This window comes from Aeromicrobium sp. Leaf289 (genome assembly GCF_001423335.1).
Lineage (GTDB): Bacteria > Actinomycetota > Actinomycetes > Propionibacteriales > Nocardioidaceae > Aeromicrobium.
This window is the reverse complement of record NZ_LMNK01000002.1, coordinates 638,051-657,103: the sequence shown is the minus strand read 5'-3', so window position 1 is coordinate 657,103 and position 19,053 is coordinate 638,051. Positions and strand designations below refer to the sequence as shown.

General features: G+C 71.6%; 18 protein-coding genes and 1 pseudogene. 9 read left to right on the top strand and 10 right to left on the bottom strand.

Annotated features, from left to right (window positions below):
- Together ASF37_RS16820 and ASF37_RS16815 are read right to left on the bottom strand one after the other, a co-directional pair.
- Complete coding sequence (locus ASF37_RS16820) at positions 1 to 750, bottom strand: ABC transporter permease (RefSeq protein WP_082480430.1); 750 nt, start codon at positions 748 to 750, stop codon at positions 1 to 3.
- A 414-nt stretch (positions 751 to 1,164) separates the two neighbouring features.
- A pseudogene (locus ASF37_RS16815) lies at positions 1,165 to 1,761 on the bottom strand (ABC transporter ATP-binding protein); the annotation flags it as partial.
- A gap of 304 nt (positions 1,762 to 2,065) precedes the next feature.
- Here ASF37_RS16815 and ASF37_RS07090 point away from each other — a divergent pair.
- The 3 genes from ASF37_RS07090 to ASF37_RS07080 all read left to right on the top strand — a co-directional run bounded on the left by ASF37_RS07090 (position 2,066) and on the right by ASF37_RS07080 (position 4,094).
- The gene (locus tag ASF37_RS07090; RefSeq protein WP_056579672.1) at positions 2,066 to 2,395 is read left to right on the top strand and encodes a hypothetical protein; all 330 of its coding nucleotides are present in this window, start codon (positions 2,066 to 2,068) and stop codon (positions 2,393 to 2,395) included.
- Positions 2,396 to 2,464: 69 nt separating this feature from the next.
- Positions 2,465 to 2,677, top strand: a complete 213-nt coding sequence (locus ASF37_RS07085; RefSeq protein WP_055962904.1) for a helix-turn-helix domain-containing protein — start codon at positions 2,465 to 2,467, stop codon at positions 2,675 to 2,677.
- 169 nt (positions 2,678 to 2,846) lie between these two features.
- Positions 2,847 to 4,094 (top strand): helix-turn-helix domain-containing protein, encoded by a 1,248-nt coding sequence (locus ASF37_RS07080; RefSeq protein ID WP_082480362.1) that lies wholly within the window; start codon positions 2,847 to 2,849, stop codon positions 4,092 to 4,094.
- A gap of 154 nt (positions 4,095 to 4,248) precedes the next feature.
- On the opposite strand, the gene ASF37_RS07075 is transcribed toward ASF37_RS07080, so the two are convergent.
- The 3 genes from ASF37_RS07075 to ASF37_RS07065 form a co-directional block, all read right to left on the bottom strand.
- The gene (locus tag ASF37_RS07075) at positions 4,249 to 4,890 is read right to left on the bottom strand and encodes a hypothetical protein (protein ID WP_056579670.1); all 642 of its coding nucleotides are present in this window, start codon (positions 4,888 to 4,890) and stop codon (positions 4,249 to 4,251) included.
- Between the two features lie 75 nt (positions 4,891 to 4,965).
- Positions 4,966 to 5,601, bottom strand: a complete 636-nt coding sequence (locus ASF37_RS07070; protein ID WP_055962894.1) for a hypothetical protein — start codon at positions 5,599 to 5,601, stop codon at positions 4,966 to 4,968.
- Positions 5,602 to 5,728: 127 nt separating this feature from the next.
- Positions 5,729 to 6,364, bottom strand: a complete 636-nt coding sequence (locus ASF37_RS07065) for a hypothetical protein (RefSeq protein ID WP_055962884.1) — start codon at positions 6,362 to 6,364, stop codon at positions 5,729 to 5,731.
- Between the two features lie 201 nt (positions 6,365 to 6,565).
- Between ASF37_RS07065 and ASF37_RS07060 the strand changes: the two genes are divergently transcribed.
- The 4 genes from ASF37_RS07060 to ASF37_RS07045 all read left to right on the top strand — a co-directional run bounded on the left by ASF37_RS07060 (position 6,566) and on the right by ASF37_RS07045 (position 11,994).
- Positions 6,566 to 7,768, top strand: a complete 1,203-nt coding sequence (locus ASF37_RS07060; protein WP_156368140.1) for a hypothetical protein — start codon at positions 6,566 to 6,568, stop codon at positions 7,766 to 7,768.
- Positions 7,769 to 8,147: 379 nt separating this feature from the next.
- A complete protein-coding gene (locus ASF37_RS07055; protein ID WP_056579668.1) occupies positions 8,148 to 9,335 on the top strand; it encodes a helix-turn-helix domain-containing protein in 1,188 nt (395 codons plus the stop codon).
- Entirely contained in the window at positions 9,332 to 10,759 is a 1,428-nt protein-coding gene (locus ASF37_RS07050) for an HAD family hydrolase (RefSeq protein WP_056579666.1), read from the top strand. The genes ASF37_RS07055 and ASF37_RS07050 overlap by 4 nt, the downstream gene beginning before the upstream one ends.
- Before the next feature lie 104 nt (positions 10,760 to 10,863).
- The gene (locus tag ASF37_RS07045; protein ID WP_082506436.1) at positions 10,864 to 11,994 is read left to right on the top strand and encodes a helix-turn-helix domain-containing protein; all 1,131 of its coding nucleotides are present in this window, start codon (positions 10,864 to 10,866) and stop codon (positions 11,992 to 11,994) included.
- Between the two features lie 9 nt (positions 11,995 to 12,003).
- On the opposite strand, the gene ASF37_RS07040 is transcribed toward ASF37_RS07045, so the two are convergent.
- The 5 genes from ASF37_RS07040 to ASF37_RS07020 form a co-directional block, all read right to left on the bottom strand.
- Positions 12,004 to 12,399 carry a heat shock protein transcriptional repressor HspR gene (locus ASF37_RS07040; protein ID WP_055962855.1) on the bottom strand — a complete coding sequence of 132 codons (396 nt, stop codon included), beginning with the start codon at positions 12,397 to 12,399 and terminating at the stop codon, positions 12,004 to 12,006.
- Entirely contained in the window at positions 12,396 to 13,556 is a 1,161-nt protein-coding gene (gene dnaJ, locus ASF37_RS07035; protein ID WP_056579663.1) for a molecular chaperone DnaJ, read from the bottom strand. Before dnaJ ends, ASF37_RS07040 begins: the two co-directional genes overlap by 4 nt.
- A 74-nt stretch (positions 13,557 to 13,630) precedes the next feature.
- Positions 13,631 to 14,257 carry a nucleotide exchange factor GrpE gene (grpE, locus tag ASF37_RS07030; protein WP_056579661.1) on the bottom strand — a complete coding sequence of 209 codons (627 nt, stop codon included), beginning with the start codon at positions 14,255 to 14,257 and terminating at the stop codon, positions 13,631 to 13,633.
- Entirely contained in the window at positions 14,254 to 16,104 is a 1,851-nt protein-coding gene (gene dnaK, locus ASF37_RS07025) for a molecular chaperone DnaK (RefSeq protein ID WP_056579659.1), read from the bottom strand. Before dnaK ends, grpE begins: the two co-directional genes overlap by 4 nt.
- A gap of 183 nt (positions 16,105 to 16,287) precedes the next feature.
- Positions 16,288 to 16,845, bottom strand: coding sequence for a cysteine hydrolase family protein (locus tag ASF37_RS07020; protein ID WP_055962840.1), 558 nt, complete (start codon positions 16,843 to 16,845; stop codon positions 16,288 to 16,290).
- Between the two features lie 100 nt (positions 16,846 to 16,945).
- Here ASF37_RS07020 and ASF37_RS07015 point away from each other — a divergent pair, with 100 nt between their 5' ends.
- Positions 16,946 to 18,151 carry a sensor histidine kinase gene (locus tag ASF37_RS07015; RefSeq protein WP_056579657.1) on the top strand — a complete coding sequence of 402 codons (1,206 nt, stop codon included), beginning with the start codon at positions 16,946 to 16,948 and terminating at the stop codon, positions 18,149 to 18,151.
- A gap of 47 nt (positions 18,152 to 18,198) precedes the next feature.
- Positions 18,199 to 18,828, top strand: a complete 630-nt coding sequence (locus ASF37_RS07010) for a response regulator transcription factor (protein ID WP_055966134.1) — start codon at positions 18,199 to 18,201, stop codon at positions 18,826 to 18,828.
- Positions 18,829 to 19,053 lie beyond the last annotated feature (225 nt).

The following is a 19,053-nucleotide window of genomic DNA, read 5'->3' as shown; positions in this document are numbered from 1 at the left end:
TCAGGCTCCCTTGCCCGGGACGAGCTGCAGGTACAGCGTGGTGATCACGAAGTTGACGAAGAACAGCAGCAGGAACGTGATGACCACCGACTGGTTCACCGAGTCGCCCACGCCCTTCGGGCCGGGAGCGGTGTTGAGCCCCCGGTGGCAGGCCACGATGCCGGCGATGAAGCCGAACACCACGGCCTTGAGCTCGCCGACCCACAGGTCGGAGATCTGCGCCAGCGCGGTGAAGCTGGACAGGTAGGCGCCGGGCGTGCCGCCCTGCACCATGACGTTGAAGACGTAGCCGCCGACGACGCCGACGACCGACACCAGGCCGTTGAGCAGGATCGCGGCGCCGATGCAAGCGAGCACGCGCGGCACCACGAGGCGTTGCACGGGGTTCACGCCGATCACCCGCATCGCGTCGATCTCGTCGCGGATGCGGCGCGAGCCGAGGTCGGCGCAGATGGCTGCACCACCCGCCCCGGCGATCACGAGGCTCGTGACGATCGGAGCCGCCTGCTGGACGACCGCGAGCACGCTCGCCGCACCCGTGAACGACTGGGCACCGACCTGCACCGTGAGCGTGCCGAGCTGGAGGGCGATGACCGCCCCGAACGGGATGGCGACGAGGATCGCGGGGATCCACGAGACGCTCACGACGAACCAGAACTGCTCGAGCGCCTCGCGCGCGGCGAAGGGCCGGCGGAACGTGGCGCGGGTGGTGTCGAGGGCAAGGGCGAAGACGTCGCCGGTGGCGGTCAGCGACCGCGCGACGGCACCTGACGTCGGGTTCGGCGGGACTCGGTGGGTGTCGTCGTCGTCGGCCACGTAGAGCGGTGCGTTGCCCGCGCTGACCCGCTCACGGTGGCGTACGGAGCTGGGTCGAGCACCCCCCGAGCGGGGCTCGAGCTGGCGGGGCAGCACCTCGATCGCGCGGGCTCCGCCGTGGCGCAGGGGGCCACCCGCGCCGTAGTCCACGGGCTCGTCGAAGAGGTCGATCGTGCGGTGGTCGTTCTCCTCGCTCATGCCGATCGGACCCTCTGGGTCGCCGCTCATGAACTGGCTGACGACCGGGTGGTCGGTGAGCAGGAACTCCTCGCGCGGACCGAACATGACGAGCTCGCGGCGGTAGAGCATGCCGAGGTTGTCGGGCAGCGTGCGCGCCAGCTCGATGTTGTGGGTGACCACGAGCATCGTGGCGTCGGTTGCGGTGTTCACGTCGACGAGCAGCTGGGCGAGGTTGGAGGTGCGCACCGGGTCGAGGCCGGAGTCGGGCTCGTCGATGAGGATGATCTCGGGGTCGGTCACGAGCGCGCGGGCCAGGCCGGCCCGCTTCTTCATGCCGCCGGAGATCTCGCCGGGCACCTTGTGCTCGGTACCGAGCAGGCCCACCATGTCGAGCCGGTCGAGGACGACCTGGCGGATCTCCTCCTCGCTCATGCGGGTGTGCTCGCGCAGCGGGAAGGCGACGTTGTCGTACACGTTCATCGAGCCGAAGAGCGCACCGTCCTGGAACAGCACGCCGAACTTCTTGCGCAGCTCGAGGCGGTGGGCCTCCTTGACCGACACCATGTCGACGCCGTCGATCAGCACCTCGCCGCGCTCGGGGTCCACGATGCCCATGAGGGACTTGAGGAAGACGGACTTGCCGGTTCCCGAGGGGCCGAGCAGCGCGGTGATCTCCCCCGGCGGCAACGTGAGGGTGACGTCGTGCCAGATGTTCTGGCGCCCGAAGGACTTCGTCAGTCCCCGCACCTCGACGCTTCCGCCCATGCTCTTCGCCCCTCCGTCGTCCTGCAGGCCCGACGCATCCTGGGTGCGTCACGACCGTGGCCGACCGTAGGTGTGTCGCAGGCCACGCCGCCAGGCCCAGGGCCACAGAGGGTGCCTGCCGGTCATTTCTTGTCAGCCGCGTGACAACTTTCGTCGGGCCCGCGCTGCGGCGGCCCGCGAGACGTCGCGCCGCTACCGATGAGTCGCACCCTGGAGCCGGGCACGAGCGCACGACCCGTGTCCGGAGCGCGCCCTAGCGTGGGCCGGACACCCCTTTCCGGGCGCAACGACGAAGGGACCCTGCATGGACGGTGACCACGCCCGACCCCGCAGGCTGCACGAGCCGTGCCCGTCCTGGTGCACCTCGACGCACCGGGAGGACGACGCACCGGAGGATCGTCACCACGAGGGCACGCCCCACTACCTGCCCGTCGTGATCGGCGTGCGGGAGCAGGGCAGTGCCCGACCGCGTCCGAAGACCACCGACCTGCTGGTCGTGCGCACCCGTCGCTGCGGGGAGCCCGAGGAGTGGGTCTTCGTCGGCGAGCCCGACCAGCAGCGTCAGCACCTGGTGCTCGCCCCGGACAGTGCGCGACGGGTCGCGACGGCGCTCCAGGCCCAGCTCGACCGGTGACCGGAGGGACCTCCGGATGCTACTCATCGGTCTGTCGACCGATGAGTCGCACTGCGCCACGCTGCACGCGTGAGCCAGCCACTGCAGCAGATCCTCGGCCAGCGCCTGCGCCGGCACCGTGAGTCCCTCGGCCTGAGCCAGGAGAAGTTCGCCGAGCAGCTCGGCTACCACCGCACCTACCTCGGATCGGTCGAGCGCGGCGAGCGGAACCTGACGCTCGTCAGCCTCGAGCACCTGGCCGCGCGCCTCGACGTCGACCCGTTGGACCTGCTGCGCCCCTGACCTGACTCTCCGACCTGCGCAGGAAGTTGTTACCCGCGTCACAAGTTCCCGATCGATTCCATGGCGGCGGTCCGTCGAGCCTGGACTCCACGCGACGCCTGCTCCTTGACTGTGCTCGAGGGAACGTCCGCGCGGCCTCGGGCTCGCGGCACGAGCAAGGGGGAGACACATGACTGCAGTGGCACACGAGCGCGACGCCCGTCCTACGGAGTCCGGCCGGGAGCGCCAGCTGCTGCGGGAGGTCCTGGGCCTTCCGCAGATCGACGCCGCGGTCGTGGCCGGCTACCGACCGCGCTCGGTGGAGCTGACCCGACGCATCGTCACCCGCATCCGGGAGGAGGTCGCGGGGTTCTCGGCCGACGCCGATCCCGTGATCCACAAGGGCATCGACGAGGCGATCACCCGCGCGGTGGCCGTCTTCGTCGACACCGTCGCCGGAGCGCCCACCTACGGCACCGAGATCTACACCTTCTACCGCTGGCTCGGCAGCTACCAGGCCGCGGCCGGCCTCAACCTCGACGCCATGCGGGCCGCGCACCACATCGCCACGCAGGAGTCGTGGACGGACGTGCGCCTCGCCGCGACCGCGCTCGGCCAGTCGGCCGAGGTCGTGGGGGCGCTCGGCGACGGCCTCATCGCCTACCAGACGGCGCTGTTCGAGCACGCGTTCACCGGCTTCGTGGAGACGAGGGCCCGCGCGACCCAGGTACGCGAGCAGGGCCGTGCCGCCATGCTGGTGGCACTGCTGGACGGCACGGGACCGGCGGGGCTGCGCGAGGTCGCCGGCCGATGTTCGTGGGTGCTGCCTGAGCGCATCGTCGTCGCCGTGACCACGCACGACCAGGCCTCGACGTCGATCGTCTCGGCCTGCCAGGAGGCGCTGTCCGGCGTCCACCAGGACCGCCTCATCGTGGTGGCCGACCCCGAGACGACCACCCGTCTGGCCCGTCACCTCGCGGGACGCACGGGCACCGACGTCGCCCTGTCGTGGCCGGTCGACCCGAGCGAGGTGCACCGCGCGGTGCGGTGGACCAGCCGCGGGCTGTCGCTGCTGCAGGACGGCGTGATCGAGGCCCCGGAGGACCACGTGCTCGACTGCGAGCTGCACCAGTCCCGGCTGTGCGAGCACGCCGACCCGGCGCTGCGTCGGCTCGCGGACGAGAAGGTGCTGGCGCCCCTGCTGGCCCAGTCGCCGAAGCGCCGGGTGGCCCTGGCCGAGACGATGCTGCTGTGGCTGCAGACCCGCGACAGCGCTCCCGCCCTCGCGGCGCGGCTCGGCGTGCACGACCAGACGGTCCGGCACCGCCTGCGCCGGCTGCACGCGCTCTTCGGCTCGCGCCTGGACGAGCCGACCCAGACCCTCGCCCTGCTGTCGGCCCTGGAGTCGAGCATCGTGGCGTGGCGGCGCGCGGTGTAGCTGCCGAGTGCATCTCCAGCGCGCGAGGTGGCGCGAGCCCCGGAGGCTGTCGTCTCGGCAGATCGGATGGCGTTCCCGGGCTCGCGCCACCTTCATGATACCGATCGGTAGCGGCCTGGGAAGGGCTTCGTCCCCAGGCCGCCCCGCGTCCTCGTCAGCTGATGTTGATCGCACCGTCGGGTGAGGTGAGCTGGAGGCTCATCCTCAGGTTCATCGCCTGCCCGTTCTGCACTTGACCGAGACATCCTCGGACCTTGGAGACCGTCAGGTTCCCGGTGAACCCGGTCTCCTCGATGGCGAGCCGCTGTGTCGCCTCGTCGAGCACAGCTGTTGCGGAACCGGTGACCGTGAAGTCGCAGATCGCATTCGACGAGACGATGGTGAGATCGTCGAGATGGCCCCGCACCTGGTCGGTGGTGCTGGACGAAGCGGGCCCGGTCACGTGCAGTGTCGCCGGCGCAGCGGACGCCGTGGGCAGACTGCCACCGGGCCACCCGCAACCCTGGAACGACATGGCTCGAACAGTGAGGACGTCGGTGACGCCGGCACCACCCTGCACGTCGGAGACCGGGCTCGACGGGATCTTCGCGCTGCTGCAGCTCCAGGTGAAGAACGGCGATTCCCACCGGACGGACTGCGTCATCGTCGCGGTGACCGGGTGGAGGGCCTGGGCACTGGTGCCGCCGACGGCGACCGTCACGCTGTTCCCGGTCGCTCCGGCCGGGCCGACGCCGACGGCCAGGCACAGGGCTGCGGCGGTGCCGGCGAGGAGCCGGCGCACAGTGGTGTTCCTCATGGTTCTCCTTCGATGCGTTGACGATGCACGTCGGCCCCGCGCCCAGGGGGACGCGGGGCCGACGAGGTCAGGGCGTCACTCCGCGACGACGCCGTTCGTCACGGTGATGTCGACGGTGTTGCCGGAACCGGGCACGAGGCTGTTGATCAGCGGCGTGTTGATGCCGCAGTTCTCGAACTTGCCGATCGTGTAGGTGCCGACGAGCTCACCGCCGTTGATGAGGTCGAAGCCCTCGTCCGGACGCGTGCCGACCGGGATGGACACGGGCGCCTTCGTCTTGCACTTGCTGCCCGCGAAGGTCGGGAACCCCGCGACCTTGATGTCCGACAGCTTCACGTAGTAGGTCGCCGTGGAGCTCACCTGCGCCTGCGTCTGGGTCAGGTTGATGTGACCGGTGAGCGGGGCCGCCTCGATGAAGTCGACCTTGGCCTTCACCGGGAGGAAGCCGGCGATCTTGAACTCCGTCGACGTGCCCGGCAGCGGAAGCGACCCGGTGAAGTCACCGGTGTCGATGTCGAGGTCCGTGCGCAGGGTGGTGGGGCCGAGGGCGACGTCGGAGTTCGTCTTGGCGATGTGGGAGGTGCCCTGGGCGTCGTAGGTGATGGTGACGATGGTGGCCGCGTGGGCCGCGACGGGGACGAGCGCGACGGCGGCGCCGGCAGCGGCCACGGCGGCGCGCTTGCGCCAGCGGGGCGCGAGGGTGATGGACATGGGTGCTCCTTGAGGGCTGGTGGTGCGAGGGGTGGTCGTTCGGGTGAGGTCAGGGACGGGTGGGGCCGAACGTGGGCTCGGCCCCACCCGTGATGGCCCGCCGTGTGGTGCAGCAGGCCGGGACGCGTCAGCTGACGTTGATCGCGCCGTCGGGCGACGTCACGTCGAACGTGCCCGTGAAGTTGGCCGCCTGGCCGTTCTGGACCTGCCCGAGGCAGCCGACCACGTTCGACACGCGGAGGTTGCCGGTGAAGCCCGTCTCGCTGACCTGCAGACGCTGCGTCGACTCGCTGAACGTGCCGTTGGCCTTGCCGGTCACCGTGAAGCGGCAGACGGCGTTGGCGACGTTGGCCGTGATGTTGTCCACGTGGCCGGCGACGACGTCGGAGGTGCCGGACGTGGCCGCGCCCGTCCCGTGCAGCTTCCACGAGCCCACCGTCGTGACCGCGAGCGAGCCACCCGGGCCCGTGCAGCCGACGAAGTTGATCTTGTTGATCGCGGCGATGTCGACGATGCCGGTGCCGCTCGCGACGGTCGAGACCGGCGAGGTCGGCACGTTCGCGCTCGTGCAGCCCATGGACAGCGTCGGGACCGCGAAGCTGAGGCTCCCGGACGACGCTGCCGTGATGGTGTGCGTGCCGGCCGCGGAGCTGCCGCCGACACCGACCGTGTAGGAGCTGCCGGTGGCGAGGGCCGGGCCGGCGGCGACGACACCCGCGAGGGCGACGACTGCTCCGCCGAGTGCTGCGTGCTTGATCTTCATGATGGTTCCTTCCGATCTGCCGATGGATGTGTGACCGCGGTCACCGTCCAAGTAGGCCCACGGAAGTCACCCTCCAGACAAGCGGGGAAGCCCGCCCGAGCCGAGATGCTGGCCGCGATTGTCACCCACGTGACAATTTCCCGACCCGAGTGACGACGGGGGAGGCACGTGCCACCACCAAGTCGCGGCAGGGCGGGGCCCGTGGCCGTTGTCACGCAAGTGACAAATTTGACCTCAACATCGCTCTCCCGCGCGATCGACGTTGCTTTTCGGGGCTCGGCTTGTGACGGTGCTCGCATGAAGACCCCTCTGCGCCGACGTCGCGAGCTGACCGCCCTGCTCACGGTCGCTCTCGCTCTCGTCGCCTCGATCGTCGGTGTCGCCTCCGCCGACGAGAGGACAGGGATCTACCCAGGACTTCCGTTCATCGAGTGCCCCGACGAACTGCCGCCGAGCGACTACGACCCCTGCTCGACGCCCGACTTCGCCAACCGATACGGCTGGATCAACGGCGTCAGTCTCGGGAGAACTGGTTCGCCGAAGGCGAAGCAGTGGGCACGCATCCCTCTCATGACCATGGGCAACAACATCCTCATCGGGAACAGGGTGGATGGCGAGGACAGGGAGTACACGATCGACATCCGGACCTTTCTGGTCTCTCCCAAGGGCTCGGACCGGAACTACGGTCGCTCGCCTCTCATCCCTGTTCGGACCGTCGCCTTCGGCTCCATCCCGGTCGAGGTGACCCTCCAGCTGCAGCAGCGACTGGATGCGGACGGCTACCCGGTTCCGTTCTACTTGCGGTCGGTCGAGAACGTCACGGCCGAGGACGGGGGCCGCCGCACCAAGGTCGAGCCCGCCGCGCTGGCCGCCGACGTCGACGTCCAGATTCGGTCCCTGAAGGTCGACGGGAACGACGTCGGCCTCGACGACTCCTGCGGGACGGGAACACGTTCCCGCCTGTCGGTCACGTCCAAGCCTCTCGACGTCCTCGAGGAACCCGGCTACGTCGGCCCCAGCTTCTACGGCAAGTCGTTCGACACCTTCGACCCTGCCGAAGCGTTCTACGGGCTGTACGGAGGCACACTCGAGGGTTCCATCGACATCGCTTCGCTCGAGGGCTGCTCGACGCGCAGCGGCGACGACGTCTCGCCGGTACTCACCGCGGCGCTCTCGGGGCCGGGCAACCCGGTGACGCTCCAGGTCGGATCCTTCAACTGCGTGAAGTACACCGACGACTTCTCGATGGCGCTGCCACCACAGCCTGGCGCCACGACGCCCGAGGAGATCGGGTGTGCCCAGAACTACTACGAGACGCCCGACGAGTCCGTCACGAATCCACGTGTCCGCACAGTCCCACGCCCCCTCGACTTCCCCGACGAGGCCCCACGGCAAGTGGAGTGAACGACACGCCCAGAGTCGGCGGCCGTGCCTCGCCGCAGCGAATGCCCGGGCACGATCAGCACCGAGAACACGTTCGACAGTGGGCCTTCGTCACCCGTGATTGTCACGCACGTGACAACTTCACGGCCGCACGCCACCGACACCCTCGTCGGCCCGTTCGTCTGCGGCACAGTCACCTCGGGGGCTCGGTCCGGCGGGGACCGTGCAGGCACGACGGGAGGACAGGGCCCTGAGCACCACCACGCACCACGACGGATCCGGGGTGCCCGGCGGTCCCGTCGTTGACGCCGACCCGGCAGCGGGGTAGAACTCGGTGCAGCCACACGAGTCATCGGATCGGGGAGCCGGCGATGGAACCTGGACCGCACGGGTCCGCGCGATGACGCTGTTCGCGGACCGTTCCACGTCCGACCTCGTCGCCGCCCACGCACGCCGCGTGCGTCGCGTCGTCCCGACCCTCACCACCGAGATCATCGACGCCGTGTGCGAGCGCGTGCCGCAGTTCGCGCGACCGACCAGCCGCGCCGTGGCCGCCGAGGCGGTCTCAACGGCACTGCACCGCTTCCTCGACGAGCTCGACGGCGCCCCCCACCGCGACCGGGGCGTGGACGACGTCTTCCGCTCCCTCGGGCGGCGGGAGGCCCGGGCGGAGCGGACGCTCGACGAGTTCCAGGTCGGGCTGGCCGTCGCCGTGCGCATCGGCTGGGCACGCTTCCAGGAGCTGGCCGAGGACGGGACGACGTCGGCCCTCGTCTCCGACGGGCTGCTGGCGTTCGTCGGCCACCTGCAGCGGCAGGTCGAGGCCGGGCACGAGGAGGCACGTCGACAGCGGGCCGCCGACCCGAACCGCGCCCGAGCGGCGCTGGCCGAGCAGCTGCTCACCGGGACCGTCCAGCCCGGGACCGACGAGGTCTGGCCGATCCCGGCCTCCATCGTGCTCGCCGTCGCCGAGCTCGGTGGCGAGCGTCCCGACCTGACGGTCCTGGCGCAGCGCGCCCTCCTGGTGCGTCACGACGAGACCGTCGTGGCGATGGTCGACTCCGCCGACCGCGCCTGCATGACCAGCGCCCTGGTGGACGCCGGCGTCACGCGCGTGGCCGTGGGCTGGGAGGTCGATCCCTCGGAGGTCCCGTCGGCGTTCCGGTGGGCTCGGCGTGCGCTCGACCTCGTGCGCCGCGGCGTCGTCCCCGACGCGCAGGTGGTCGACTGCCGGGAGCACCGCACCCAGATCTGGCTGCACGCCGAGCCGACCCTGCGCCAGCAGCTGGGCCAGGAGCTGCTCCGTCCCCTCTTCGCGGAGACCCCCAACTCCCGCGAGATCCTCTCCGAGACCCTGCTCGTCTGGCTCGAGACCCGCGACAGCGCGCCTGCGATCGCCGCCCGCCTCGGCGTCCACCCCCAGACCGTCCGCTACCGCTGGAAGCGCATCAACGAGCTGTTCGGCGAGGCCATGCACGACACCGAGTTCCTCGTGCAGCTGACCATGCTCCTCAAGGCCAGCGTGCCGCTGTGGAAGGCCGGCGACCAGAGCGACTTCGAGCGGTTCCGGGCGGAGGACGCGTCGTGACCGCGCACGCGGCAGCCGCCTCGTTCTCCGCGCAGGCGTCACGTCGTTGCCTGGTGCTCACGTTCGCCGTCGGCCTGGTGCTGACCGCAGGCACGGTCGGCGTCTCCACGGTCCCCGACCTGCGCTTCCAGGGCTGGCCGTGGACGCTCGTCGGGGTCGCCGCCCTCGCCTTCGTCCTGGCCGCGCCCGTGCACCAGCGGTCCCTGGCCGAGCTGGCGAGCCAGCGACCCGGGGCTGCCACGCTCGGCAGCCTCGGCCTGGTCGTCGCGCTCGTCGTCACCCTGTACGAGGCGCTGGCCGAGGAGCGGCCCACCACGGCGATCGCCGTCGTCGCCTCCGCAGCGCTGCTCAGCCTCGTGTCGCTGTGGCGAGGTGACGAGAGCATCGTGGACGCACCCGCCTGGTTCGTCCTGTCCGTCGTCACCGCGGCCACGGTGGCCGCCGCGGTCTGGGCGGTGGTCGAGACGCCCGGTCGTGGTCTCCAGGTCGCCGCCCTCGTGCTCGTGTCCGCCGGACCGGCCGGTCTGCTCGCTGCCGGGCCGGCGGCCCTGCGGGTCGCGCGCCGCCACATGGCCCCGCACGACGTCACCTTCCCTCACCCGGCGGCGCTTCCCCAGGTGGCGGCCGCCGACGTCGCCCTCCTCGACAAGGACGGCACCGTGACCACCGGTGCCCTGCGGGTGACCTCGATCGATCCCGTGGAGCCCGACCACGAGCGCAACCTGCGCTGGTTCGCCGGCGCCCTCGAGCACGAGCAGGAGGGGCGTGTGGCACGCGCCGTCTCGCGACTCTCCGGTCGCGGTCGGGTCACCGAGCTGCAGCGCCACGGCGACGTGGGCGTGTCGGGGCGCGTCGACCGACATCCGGTGCGCGTCGGTGATCTGCCCTGGCTCGGCCTGCCGGCCCAGGAGGGCGTCTGGACCACCGTGGGCGTCGAGGTCGACGCACGCGTCCTCGGCACGCTGACCGTGGGTGACGACGTCCGGGCCGACGCCACCGAGGGCGTCCAGGCCCTGCGCGACCTCGGCCTCGAGGTCGTCCTCCGTTCCTGCGACACCGACGCGCGGACGCGCGAGGTGGCCGCGCAGGTGGGCATCGACGACGCGGCCGGCGATCTGGACGCCGACGGCCAGCGCGCCACGGTCGCCGCGTGGACGGACGACGGTCGACGGGTGCTGCACGTGAGCACCGGCTCGACCCTCACGTCCGACCTGGGTCTGGCCGACCTCGACGTCGGCCGGGTGGCGCGGGCCGTGGGGGCCGCCCGCGGCGCGGTCGGGTCGGCTCGTCGTGGTCAGTCCGTCGCCCTGGCCTGGAGCGTGCTGGCCGGCGCGGTCGCGGCCGCAGGGCTGCTCGGTCCCGGTCTGGCCGGCATCGCCGCCGGCGTCGGCGTCGCCGCCACCGTGGTCGTGGCAGGCAGCTGAATCTCGACGGGTCTTGTCATGCGCGTGACAAGAATCGGCCGCGTTGGCGGCACCGGTGCCGTCGTGCGTTGACGCGGTGCATCTGCCGCTGTGACGGTGCAGCCATGGCGTCGACGGGAGCGGTGCGACCCTCCCTCCCGCACCACCCGTCGAGTGGCCTCCCTGACGGGGCGGGGTTGCGCGGCCGGCTCGAGAAGCTGGTGCGCAGCTCCGTCCCGCGCGCGCCCGACGCCTGGGTGGACCTCGCTCTCGCCTGCGCCGACGCCTTCGCCACCCATGGCGGCGACCCGGTGACCGCCGGGCGCAGCGTCGCGGCTCGCTGCCTCCACTTCGGTGAGACCCAGGCCCAGGCCGGGATGACCGACGACGAGCTGACCGCCGTCGTCCAGGCCGTCGGACGTGGCCTGCGGCGACACGTCATCCCGGCCGTGGTCCGCGAGCAGGACCTCCCCGACGTCGAGACGTTGTCGCGCGCCGTGCAGGAGCTGCTGCTGCGCATCGTCGGCCACGTCCGCCGGGGCATGCAGGCGGTGCTGCGCCTCCACGCCCTCAGCCCGGCCCACCGTCGGCGAGCCCTCACCTCCGCGCTCTTCGGCGGGTCCGACGGACCGGGCCTGCGCGGCCTGGCCATCGCCTGCGGCATCGACCCGAACGCCCGCCTGACTCCCGTCGTCGCGACGGCCTCGGGCGCGGTCCTCGACGGCGAGCTACGCGGACACGGCGACGTCCTCCCCGCCCCTCGACCCGAGGAGGCGGCCGTGCCGGCGGCGTGGTCCGACGACCGGGTCCGCACGCTCGCCGGCTCCGACATCGCCCGGGGACCGTCGGTCGACCTCGTCTCGCTGCCCGAGGCGGTCCGGCTGGCCCGCGCCACGGCCGCCGTCGCCGAGCCCGGGAGGCCAGTCACTGCGTCGGTCGACGTGCTCGCCCGGCTCGTCGTGACGTCGTCGCCGGCGCTCGTCGACCTGCTCGTCGACCGGCGGCTGGCCGCGCTGGCGGACCTGCCCGCGTCGCGTCGGATCTCCCTCGCGAGCACGCTGCTCACCTGGCTGGAGCACGGCCGCCCGGCCAACGAGGTCGCCCGCCTCATGGGCGTGCCGGCCCAGACGGTGCACACGCGGCTGGGCACCGCCAAGCGTCTGCTCGGCGACCCGCTCACCGACCCCGACGTCCGTCTCGAGCTGCTGATCGCGCTCCGTGCGGCCGTCCCCCGGTGGGAGCTCGAGACCCGCTGACCCGACCACTCAGCGAGCGGGGCGGCGCCAGATCGAGATCTGCGCCTGCTGCGCCAGCACCGGCAGGTTCTGCACGGTGCCGAGCGCGTGGTGCGCCGCGGCGAGCTCGGTCTGCAGCTCGGCCACCTTCTGCTGGAGCGCCATCACCTGGTTCTCCAGGGCGATGACCCGCTTGACGCCCTCGAGCCCGAGGCCCTCGGCGCTCAGCTGGGCGACCGTGCGCAGCAGCTCGATGTCGCGCAGCGAGTAGCGGCGGCCGCCGCCGCCGGTGCGGCCGGCCTCGACGATGCCGAGCCGGTCGTAGGTGCGGAGGGTCTGCGGGTGCAGGCCCGAGAGCTCGGCCGCGACGCTGATGACGAAGACCTTCGCCTCGGGTCCGGGTGGGACGAACGGGCTTCCCGTCATGAGCTGGGCACCTCCTCGAACAGGCCGTCACGCGGGGTGGCGGCGCCGCGCGCCTCACGCAGGGCCTCGACCGCCGCGCGCTGGGCGTCGTCGAGGTCGGTGGGGACCTGCACCTCGACGGTGACCAGGAGGTCGCCGCGGGTGCCGGCCTTGGTGGTCGCGCCCTTGCCCTTGGCGCGGAACGTGCGACCGGTGGGCGTGCCCTCGGGAACCTTCAGGCGCACCGGCGGGCCGTCGAGCGTCGGCACGCTGATCTGCGCGCCGAGCACGGCCTCGTCGAACGCGACCGGGACCGTGATCGTCAGGTTGTCGCCCTTGCGGCCGAACATGGTGTGCGGCTCCACGTGCACGACGAGGAACAGGTCGCCGTCGGGGGCGCCGCCCTCGCCGCGACCGCCCTTGCCCTTCAGGCGGATCTTCTGGCCGTCCTTCACGCCGGCCGGCACCCGCACCTGCAGGGTGCGGCTCGACGGCGCGCGACCGCTGCCGCGACAGGTGGAGCACTCGTGCTCCACGACGAGACCACGGCCGCGGCACTGCGAGCACGGCTCGGTCATGGCGAACACGCCGCCCGACGCGCCGGTCTGCATGCCGCTGCCCTGGCACTTGGTGCACACCTTGGGCACGGTGCCGGGCTTGGCGCCCGTGCCGTGGCACGTGGGGCACGCCTCGTCGCTGGTCATGCGCAGCGGGAGCGTGGCGCCCTCGACCGCCTGGGCGAAGGTGATGGTGGCCTCGGTCTCGAGGTCGTCGCCCCGGCGGCCCTGCGGCTGACGACGTCGGCCGCCGCGCGACCCGCCACCGCCGAAGATGCCGCCCAGCAGGTCGCTCAGGTCGAAGTCGGCGGTGGTCCCGCCGCCGCCGTAGGTGCCTCCGGGCTGGCCGAAGCCACCGCCACCGAAGCCACCCTTGAACTGGCCGAACAGGGTGCGCTGCTCGTCGTACTGCTTGCGCTTCTCGGCGTTGGACAGCACGGCGTAGGCCTCGGAGACCTCCTTGAAGCGCTCCTCGGCGGCCTTGTTGCCGGGGTTGGAGTCGGGATGGTTCTCGCGCGCGAGCTTGCGGTAGGCCTTCTTCACGTCGGCGGTCGACGCGTCCTTCGACACGCCCAGCGCCTTGTAGAAGTCCTTGCTCGCCCAGTCACTCGGGTTGCTCACGGCTCACCCCTTCCTCTCCTGATCGATCGGTGGTCCGGTCGGGCAGCAGCACACGGCTGCTGCCCGACCGTCCTTCACTCGTCCTCGTCGCCCGCCGGCGCCTCGCCCGAGGCGGGCTCGATGACTCCGACCTGCGCGTGGCGCAGGACCTCGTCGCCCATCCGGTAGCCCGTGCGGACCACGGGACCGACCGACGTGACCTGCACGTCGGGCGACTCGCCGGCTGCGAAGAGCGCCTCGTGCAGACGGGGGTCGAACACGTCGCCCTCGGCACCGAAGCCCTCCAGCTTGTGCGCCTTGAGCGCCTGGTGGAGCGCGTCGGCGACGGCCTTGAAGCCGCCCGTCAGCTCACCGTGCTGCTCGGCCCGACCGATGTCGTCGAGCACCGTGAGCAGCGAGCGGAGCACCGCGGCCTCGCCCTGCTGGCGCGACTGCGCGCGATCGCGCTCGACCCGCCGGCGGTAGTTGACGTACTCGGCCTGCAGACGCTGCAGGTCGGCGGTGCGCTCGGCCAGCTGCTGCTCCGGCGTGGGCTCCGCAGCCTGCTCGGGCTCGGTCGACTCCTCGGCTGCTGCCTCGTCCACGACCTCCTCCTCGTCCGCGGGGACCTCGACGGCCTCGTCGACGGGGGCCTCCCCGGAGGTCTCCTGCGAGACCTCCGGGTCAGCGCCCTCGGTGGGGCCGTCGGGCCCAGCCGTCACTTCTTCTCCTCGTCGTCGACGATCTCGGCGTCGACGACGTCGTCGTCGGAGTCGGTGCCGGCGTCGGCGTCACCCGTGGGTGCGTCGGTGCCGGCGGCCTGCTGCTCCGCGGCGGCCGCGGCGTACATCGCCTCGCCCATCTTGGAGCTGGACTCGCCGAGCTTGGTGACGGCGGCCCGGACGGCGTCGTTGTCGTCACCCTCGAGCGCCGCCTTGAGCGCGTCGACGTCGGCCTGGACCTCGCCCTTGACGTCGTCGCCCACCTTGTCGCCGTTCTCGGCGAGGAACTTCTCGGTGGTGTGCACGAGCGCCTCGGCCTGGTTGCGCGTCTCGACGGACTCGCGACGCTTGCGGTCCTCCTCGGCGTACTGCTCGGCGTCCTTGACCATCTTGTCGATGTCGTCCTTGGACAGCGCGCTGCCGCCCGTGATGGTCATGGACTGCTCCTTGCCGGTGCCGCGGTCCTTGGCCGACACGTTCACGATGCCGTTGGCGTCGATGTCGAACGTGACCTCGATCTGCGGGACGCCACGCGGCGCCGGGGGCAGGCCGGTGAGCTCGAACGTGGCCAGCAGCTGGTTGCCCGCCGCCATCTCGCGCTCGCCCTGGTACACCTGGATCGCCACGGACGGCTGGTTGTCGTCGGCCGTCGTGAAGACCTCGCTGCGCTTGGTCGGGATCGTCGTGTTGCGCTCGATGAGCTTGGTCATGACGCCGCCCTTGGTCTCGATGCCGAGGCTCAGGGGGGTGACGTCGAGCAGGAGCACGTCCTTGACCTCGCCCTTGAGCACGCCGGCCTGGAGCGCGGCGCCCACGGCGACGACCTCGTCGGGGTTGACGCCCTTGTTGGGCTCCTTGCCGCCGGTGAGCGTCTTGACCAGCTCGCTCACGGCGGGCATGCGGGTGGAGCCACCCACGAGGACGACGTGGTCGATCTGGTTCACCGAGATGCCCGCGTCCTTGACGACGTTGTTGAACGGCGCCTTGGTGCGCTCGAGCAGGTCGGCCGTGATCTTCTCGAACTCGCTGCGGGACAGCGTCTCGTCGAGGAAGACGGGGCTGCCGTCCTGCACGGTGATGTAGGGCAGGTTGATCGACGTCGAGGACGAGCTCGACAGCTCGATCTTCGCGCGCTCGGCGGCCTCGCGGATGCGCGGCATGGCCATCTTGTCCTTGGTCAGGTCGATGCCCGTCTTGGACTTGAAGGTGCTGACGATCCAGTCGACCACCGCGTTGTCCCAGTCGTCACCACCGAGGTTGTTGTCGCCGCTCGTGGCCTTGACCTCGATGACGCCGTCGCCGATCTCCAGCAGGGACACGTCGAAGGTGCCGCCGCCGAGGTCGAAGACGAGGATGGTCTGCTCGTCGCCCTTGTCGAGGCCGTACGCGAGCGCGGCCGCGGTGGGCTCGTTGATGATGCGGCTGACGTTGAGGCCGGCGATCTCACCGGCCTCCTTGGTGGCCTGGCGCTGGTGGTCGTTGAAGTACGCGGGCACGGTGATGACCGCGTCGGTGACCGTCTCGCCCAGGTAGGCCTCGGCGTCGCGCTTCAGCTTCTGCAGGATGAAGGCGCTGATCTGCTGGGGGTTGAACGACTTGCCGTCGACCTCGGTCTTCCAGTCGGTGCCGACGTGGCGCTTGACCGAGCGGATGGTGCGGTCGACGTTCGTGACGCCCTGGCGCTTGGCGACCTCGCCGGCCAGGACCTCGCCGTCCTTCGCGAACGCGACGACGGACGGGGTGGTGCGAGCGCCCTCGGCGTTCGCGATGACGGTGGGCTCTCCGCCCTCCAGGACGGCGACGACGGAGTTCGTCGTTCCGAGGTCGATTCCGACGGCTCGTGCCATGGGGGTTCCTCCTGCTGATCGGGTGCTGCTGCGGGGTTCGTGAGCTCGGGGAGTCGTTGCCGAAGTGCTGGCAACTGACTTGAGTCTGATCGTATCAACCTTGGTGGAGCCCGCAGTATTCCGTCCCCCGACCGCCGATATCCGGGCCCCGAGCCTGTCGGGGGCTCGAGAGGAGGACGAACGTCAGAGCTCGACGTCGACCGCCGCCACGACGTCGGCGACGCGGTCGGGGCCCCCTTGGAACTGCCAGTAGAGGTTCGTGTGCGCCACGACCTCGGCGGGAGAGGGCGCTCCGTACGCGGTGAGGTCCTCGGTGGTGTGGGCGTCGCAGACGAGCGTGACGTCGTAGCCGCGCACGAACGCCCCGTGCAACGTGGCGCGGATGCACGCATCGGTCTGGGCGCCGGTGACGACGACCCGTCCCGCACCGCGTTCGGCCAGGACCGTCTCGAGCTCGGTGGCCTCGAAGGCGTCGCCGTAGTCCTTGTGCACCACCGGCTCGCCGGCACGTGGCTCGAGCTCGGGGACGATCTTCCACCCCTCGGTGCCCGTCGCAGGACCGTCGTCGTCGGCGAGGGAGTCCTGCACCCACACGACCGGCACGTCGGCGGACCTGGCTCGCTGCACGAGCTCGGCGATCCGGCCGACCACGGCATCACGCTCGTGGGCGTTCTCGACGACGTCGTTCTGCACGTCGACGACGAGGAGGGCGGTGCGTGACCTGTCGGGGAACTGGCTCATGTCCCGCCGCTAGACCCGCGGGACGACGTTTCGGGACGCCGGATGCAGATCAGACCGTGGGTGGAGGCGTGGCGCCGCAGGAGCACCTAGGGTCGGGCGGGTGAGCACGCCAGCGGACCGTCCGGGCGGTCGTCGACCGTGGCGGCTGGGTCCGCGCGCCACCCAGTGGTTCGACGCCGCCCTCGTGGCCGGGCTCCTCCTGCTCGTGGCCGCGACGCTCGGGATCGACCAGCCGCTGTACGTCACCGCGCTCAGCGGGCTGCAGGTGCTGCCGCTCGTCTGGCGTCGACACCGCCCGGCCATGGCCTTCGCGCTGGTCTGGGTGTTCAGTGGCGTGCAGGCCCTGGTGCACGACTACCCTGCGATCGGCCAGCTCGCCTACCCCGTGGCGATGTACTCGCTCGCTCGCTTCGGGCGCCCCCGCGACGCCTGGGTCGGGCTGGGGCTCAGCGCCGTCGCGACGGGGGTCGCCACCTACGTCTGGGTCATGGCCGGGCGCTACGACGGCCTGCCGCCCACGGTCGAGCAGGAGCCCCTGAGCCTGCAGCTCTTCGCGCCGTACGCCCTGAGCATCGGGGCGATCGTGGTCGCCGCGTGGGCGCTCGGCACCCAGGCTCGCCTGCGACGCGCGTACGAGGCGGCGCTGATGGAGCGCGGCGAGCGGATGGCGGCCGAGGCGGAGGAACGCACGCGCGCCGCAGCCGCCGAGGAACGCACCCGTGTGGCGCGGGAGATGCACGACGTCGTGGCGCACGGCATCACCGGCATGATCGTGCAGGCCGATGGTGCGCGCTACGCGGCGGAGCAGGACCCGGCCGTCGCGGTGCGCACGCTCGGGACGGTGGCGACCACCGGTCGTGAGGCGCTCACCGAGATGCGTCGCCTCCTCGGCCTGCTGCGCGGCACGTCGGACCCCGAGCTGGTCCCTCAGCCCGGACTGGGCGAGCTGCCGGCCCTTCTGGCCGCCGACGTCGAGGCCGGCCGCGTGCGGGCCACGCTGCCGGACCCGACCCCCACCGTCCCCGACGGCGTGGCGCTGACGGTCTTCCGCGTGGTGCAGGAGTCGCTCACCAACGTGCGCAAGCACGCCGGCCCCGACGCGACCGCGGAGGTCGAGGTCCGCGAGGACGGGGCCGACCTCGTCGTGACGGTCGCCGACGACGGCCACGGCGCAGCCGGTTCGCCGACGTCGGGCGGCCTGGGGCTGGTCGGCATGCGTGAGCGCGTGGCGGTGCACGGTGGCTCCCTCGACGTCGGTCCGGCGCCCGGTGGAGGCTGGCAGGTGCGTGCGAGGATCCCCCGGTGAGCGACGCGACCGCACCCACCCGCGTGCTGCTCGTCGACGACCAGCAGATGGTGCGTGCCGGGTTCCGGATGCTGGTCGACAGCCAGCCCGACCTCGAGGTCGTGGGCGAGGCGGGCGACGGCCAGGCGGCGCTGGACCTCCTCGGCGCGACTCGCGCCGACGTCGTGCTCATGGACGTGCGCATGCCGGTGATGGACGGCGTGGAGGCGACACGTCGGATCCTGCAGGACGACCGCGAGACCGCGCCCCGGGTGATCGTGCTGACCACCTTCGACCTCGACGAGTACGCGTTCGCGGCCCTGCAGGCAGGCGCGTCGGCGTTCCTGCTCAAGGATGCCGCGCCACCGGACCTGCTGGCCGCGATCCGAGCCGTGCAGGCCGGTGACGCGGTCGTGGCGCCGTCGACCACCCGACGTCTGCTCGACCACTTCGTGCAGCCGTCGGGCTCGCGCAGCGTGGTGAGCGAGGCGACCACCCGGCGGCTCGCGGAGGTGACTGACCGCGAGCGCGAGGTGCTGGGCCTCATCGCCCGCGGCCTGACCAACCCCGAGATCGCCGCGACCCTCGTCGTCTCCGAGGCCACCGTGAAGACCCACGTCGGCCGACTGCTCGCCAAGACCGACTCCCGCGACCGCGTCCAGCTCGTCCTGCTCGCCCTCGAGGCGGGGCTGGGGTAGGCGGGGGCCGCCCGGGGGACGCAAGATTCTGCGTTCGAGTGCGGCGACCCGAACGATGCTGCGTTCGCGTCCGGATCCCGTCGTGAACGCAGCATCCTTCGCCTTCCCTCACGCGAAGGCAGAATCCTGCGTCCTCCTCGGGTAGGGAGGTAGGCCTCGCACCCCATACGGACCCGATGAGGTGCGAGACCTACCGCCGACCCCGCGATGCGGTGCGACACCTAC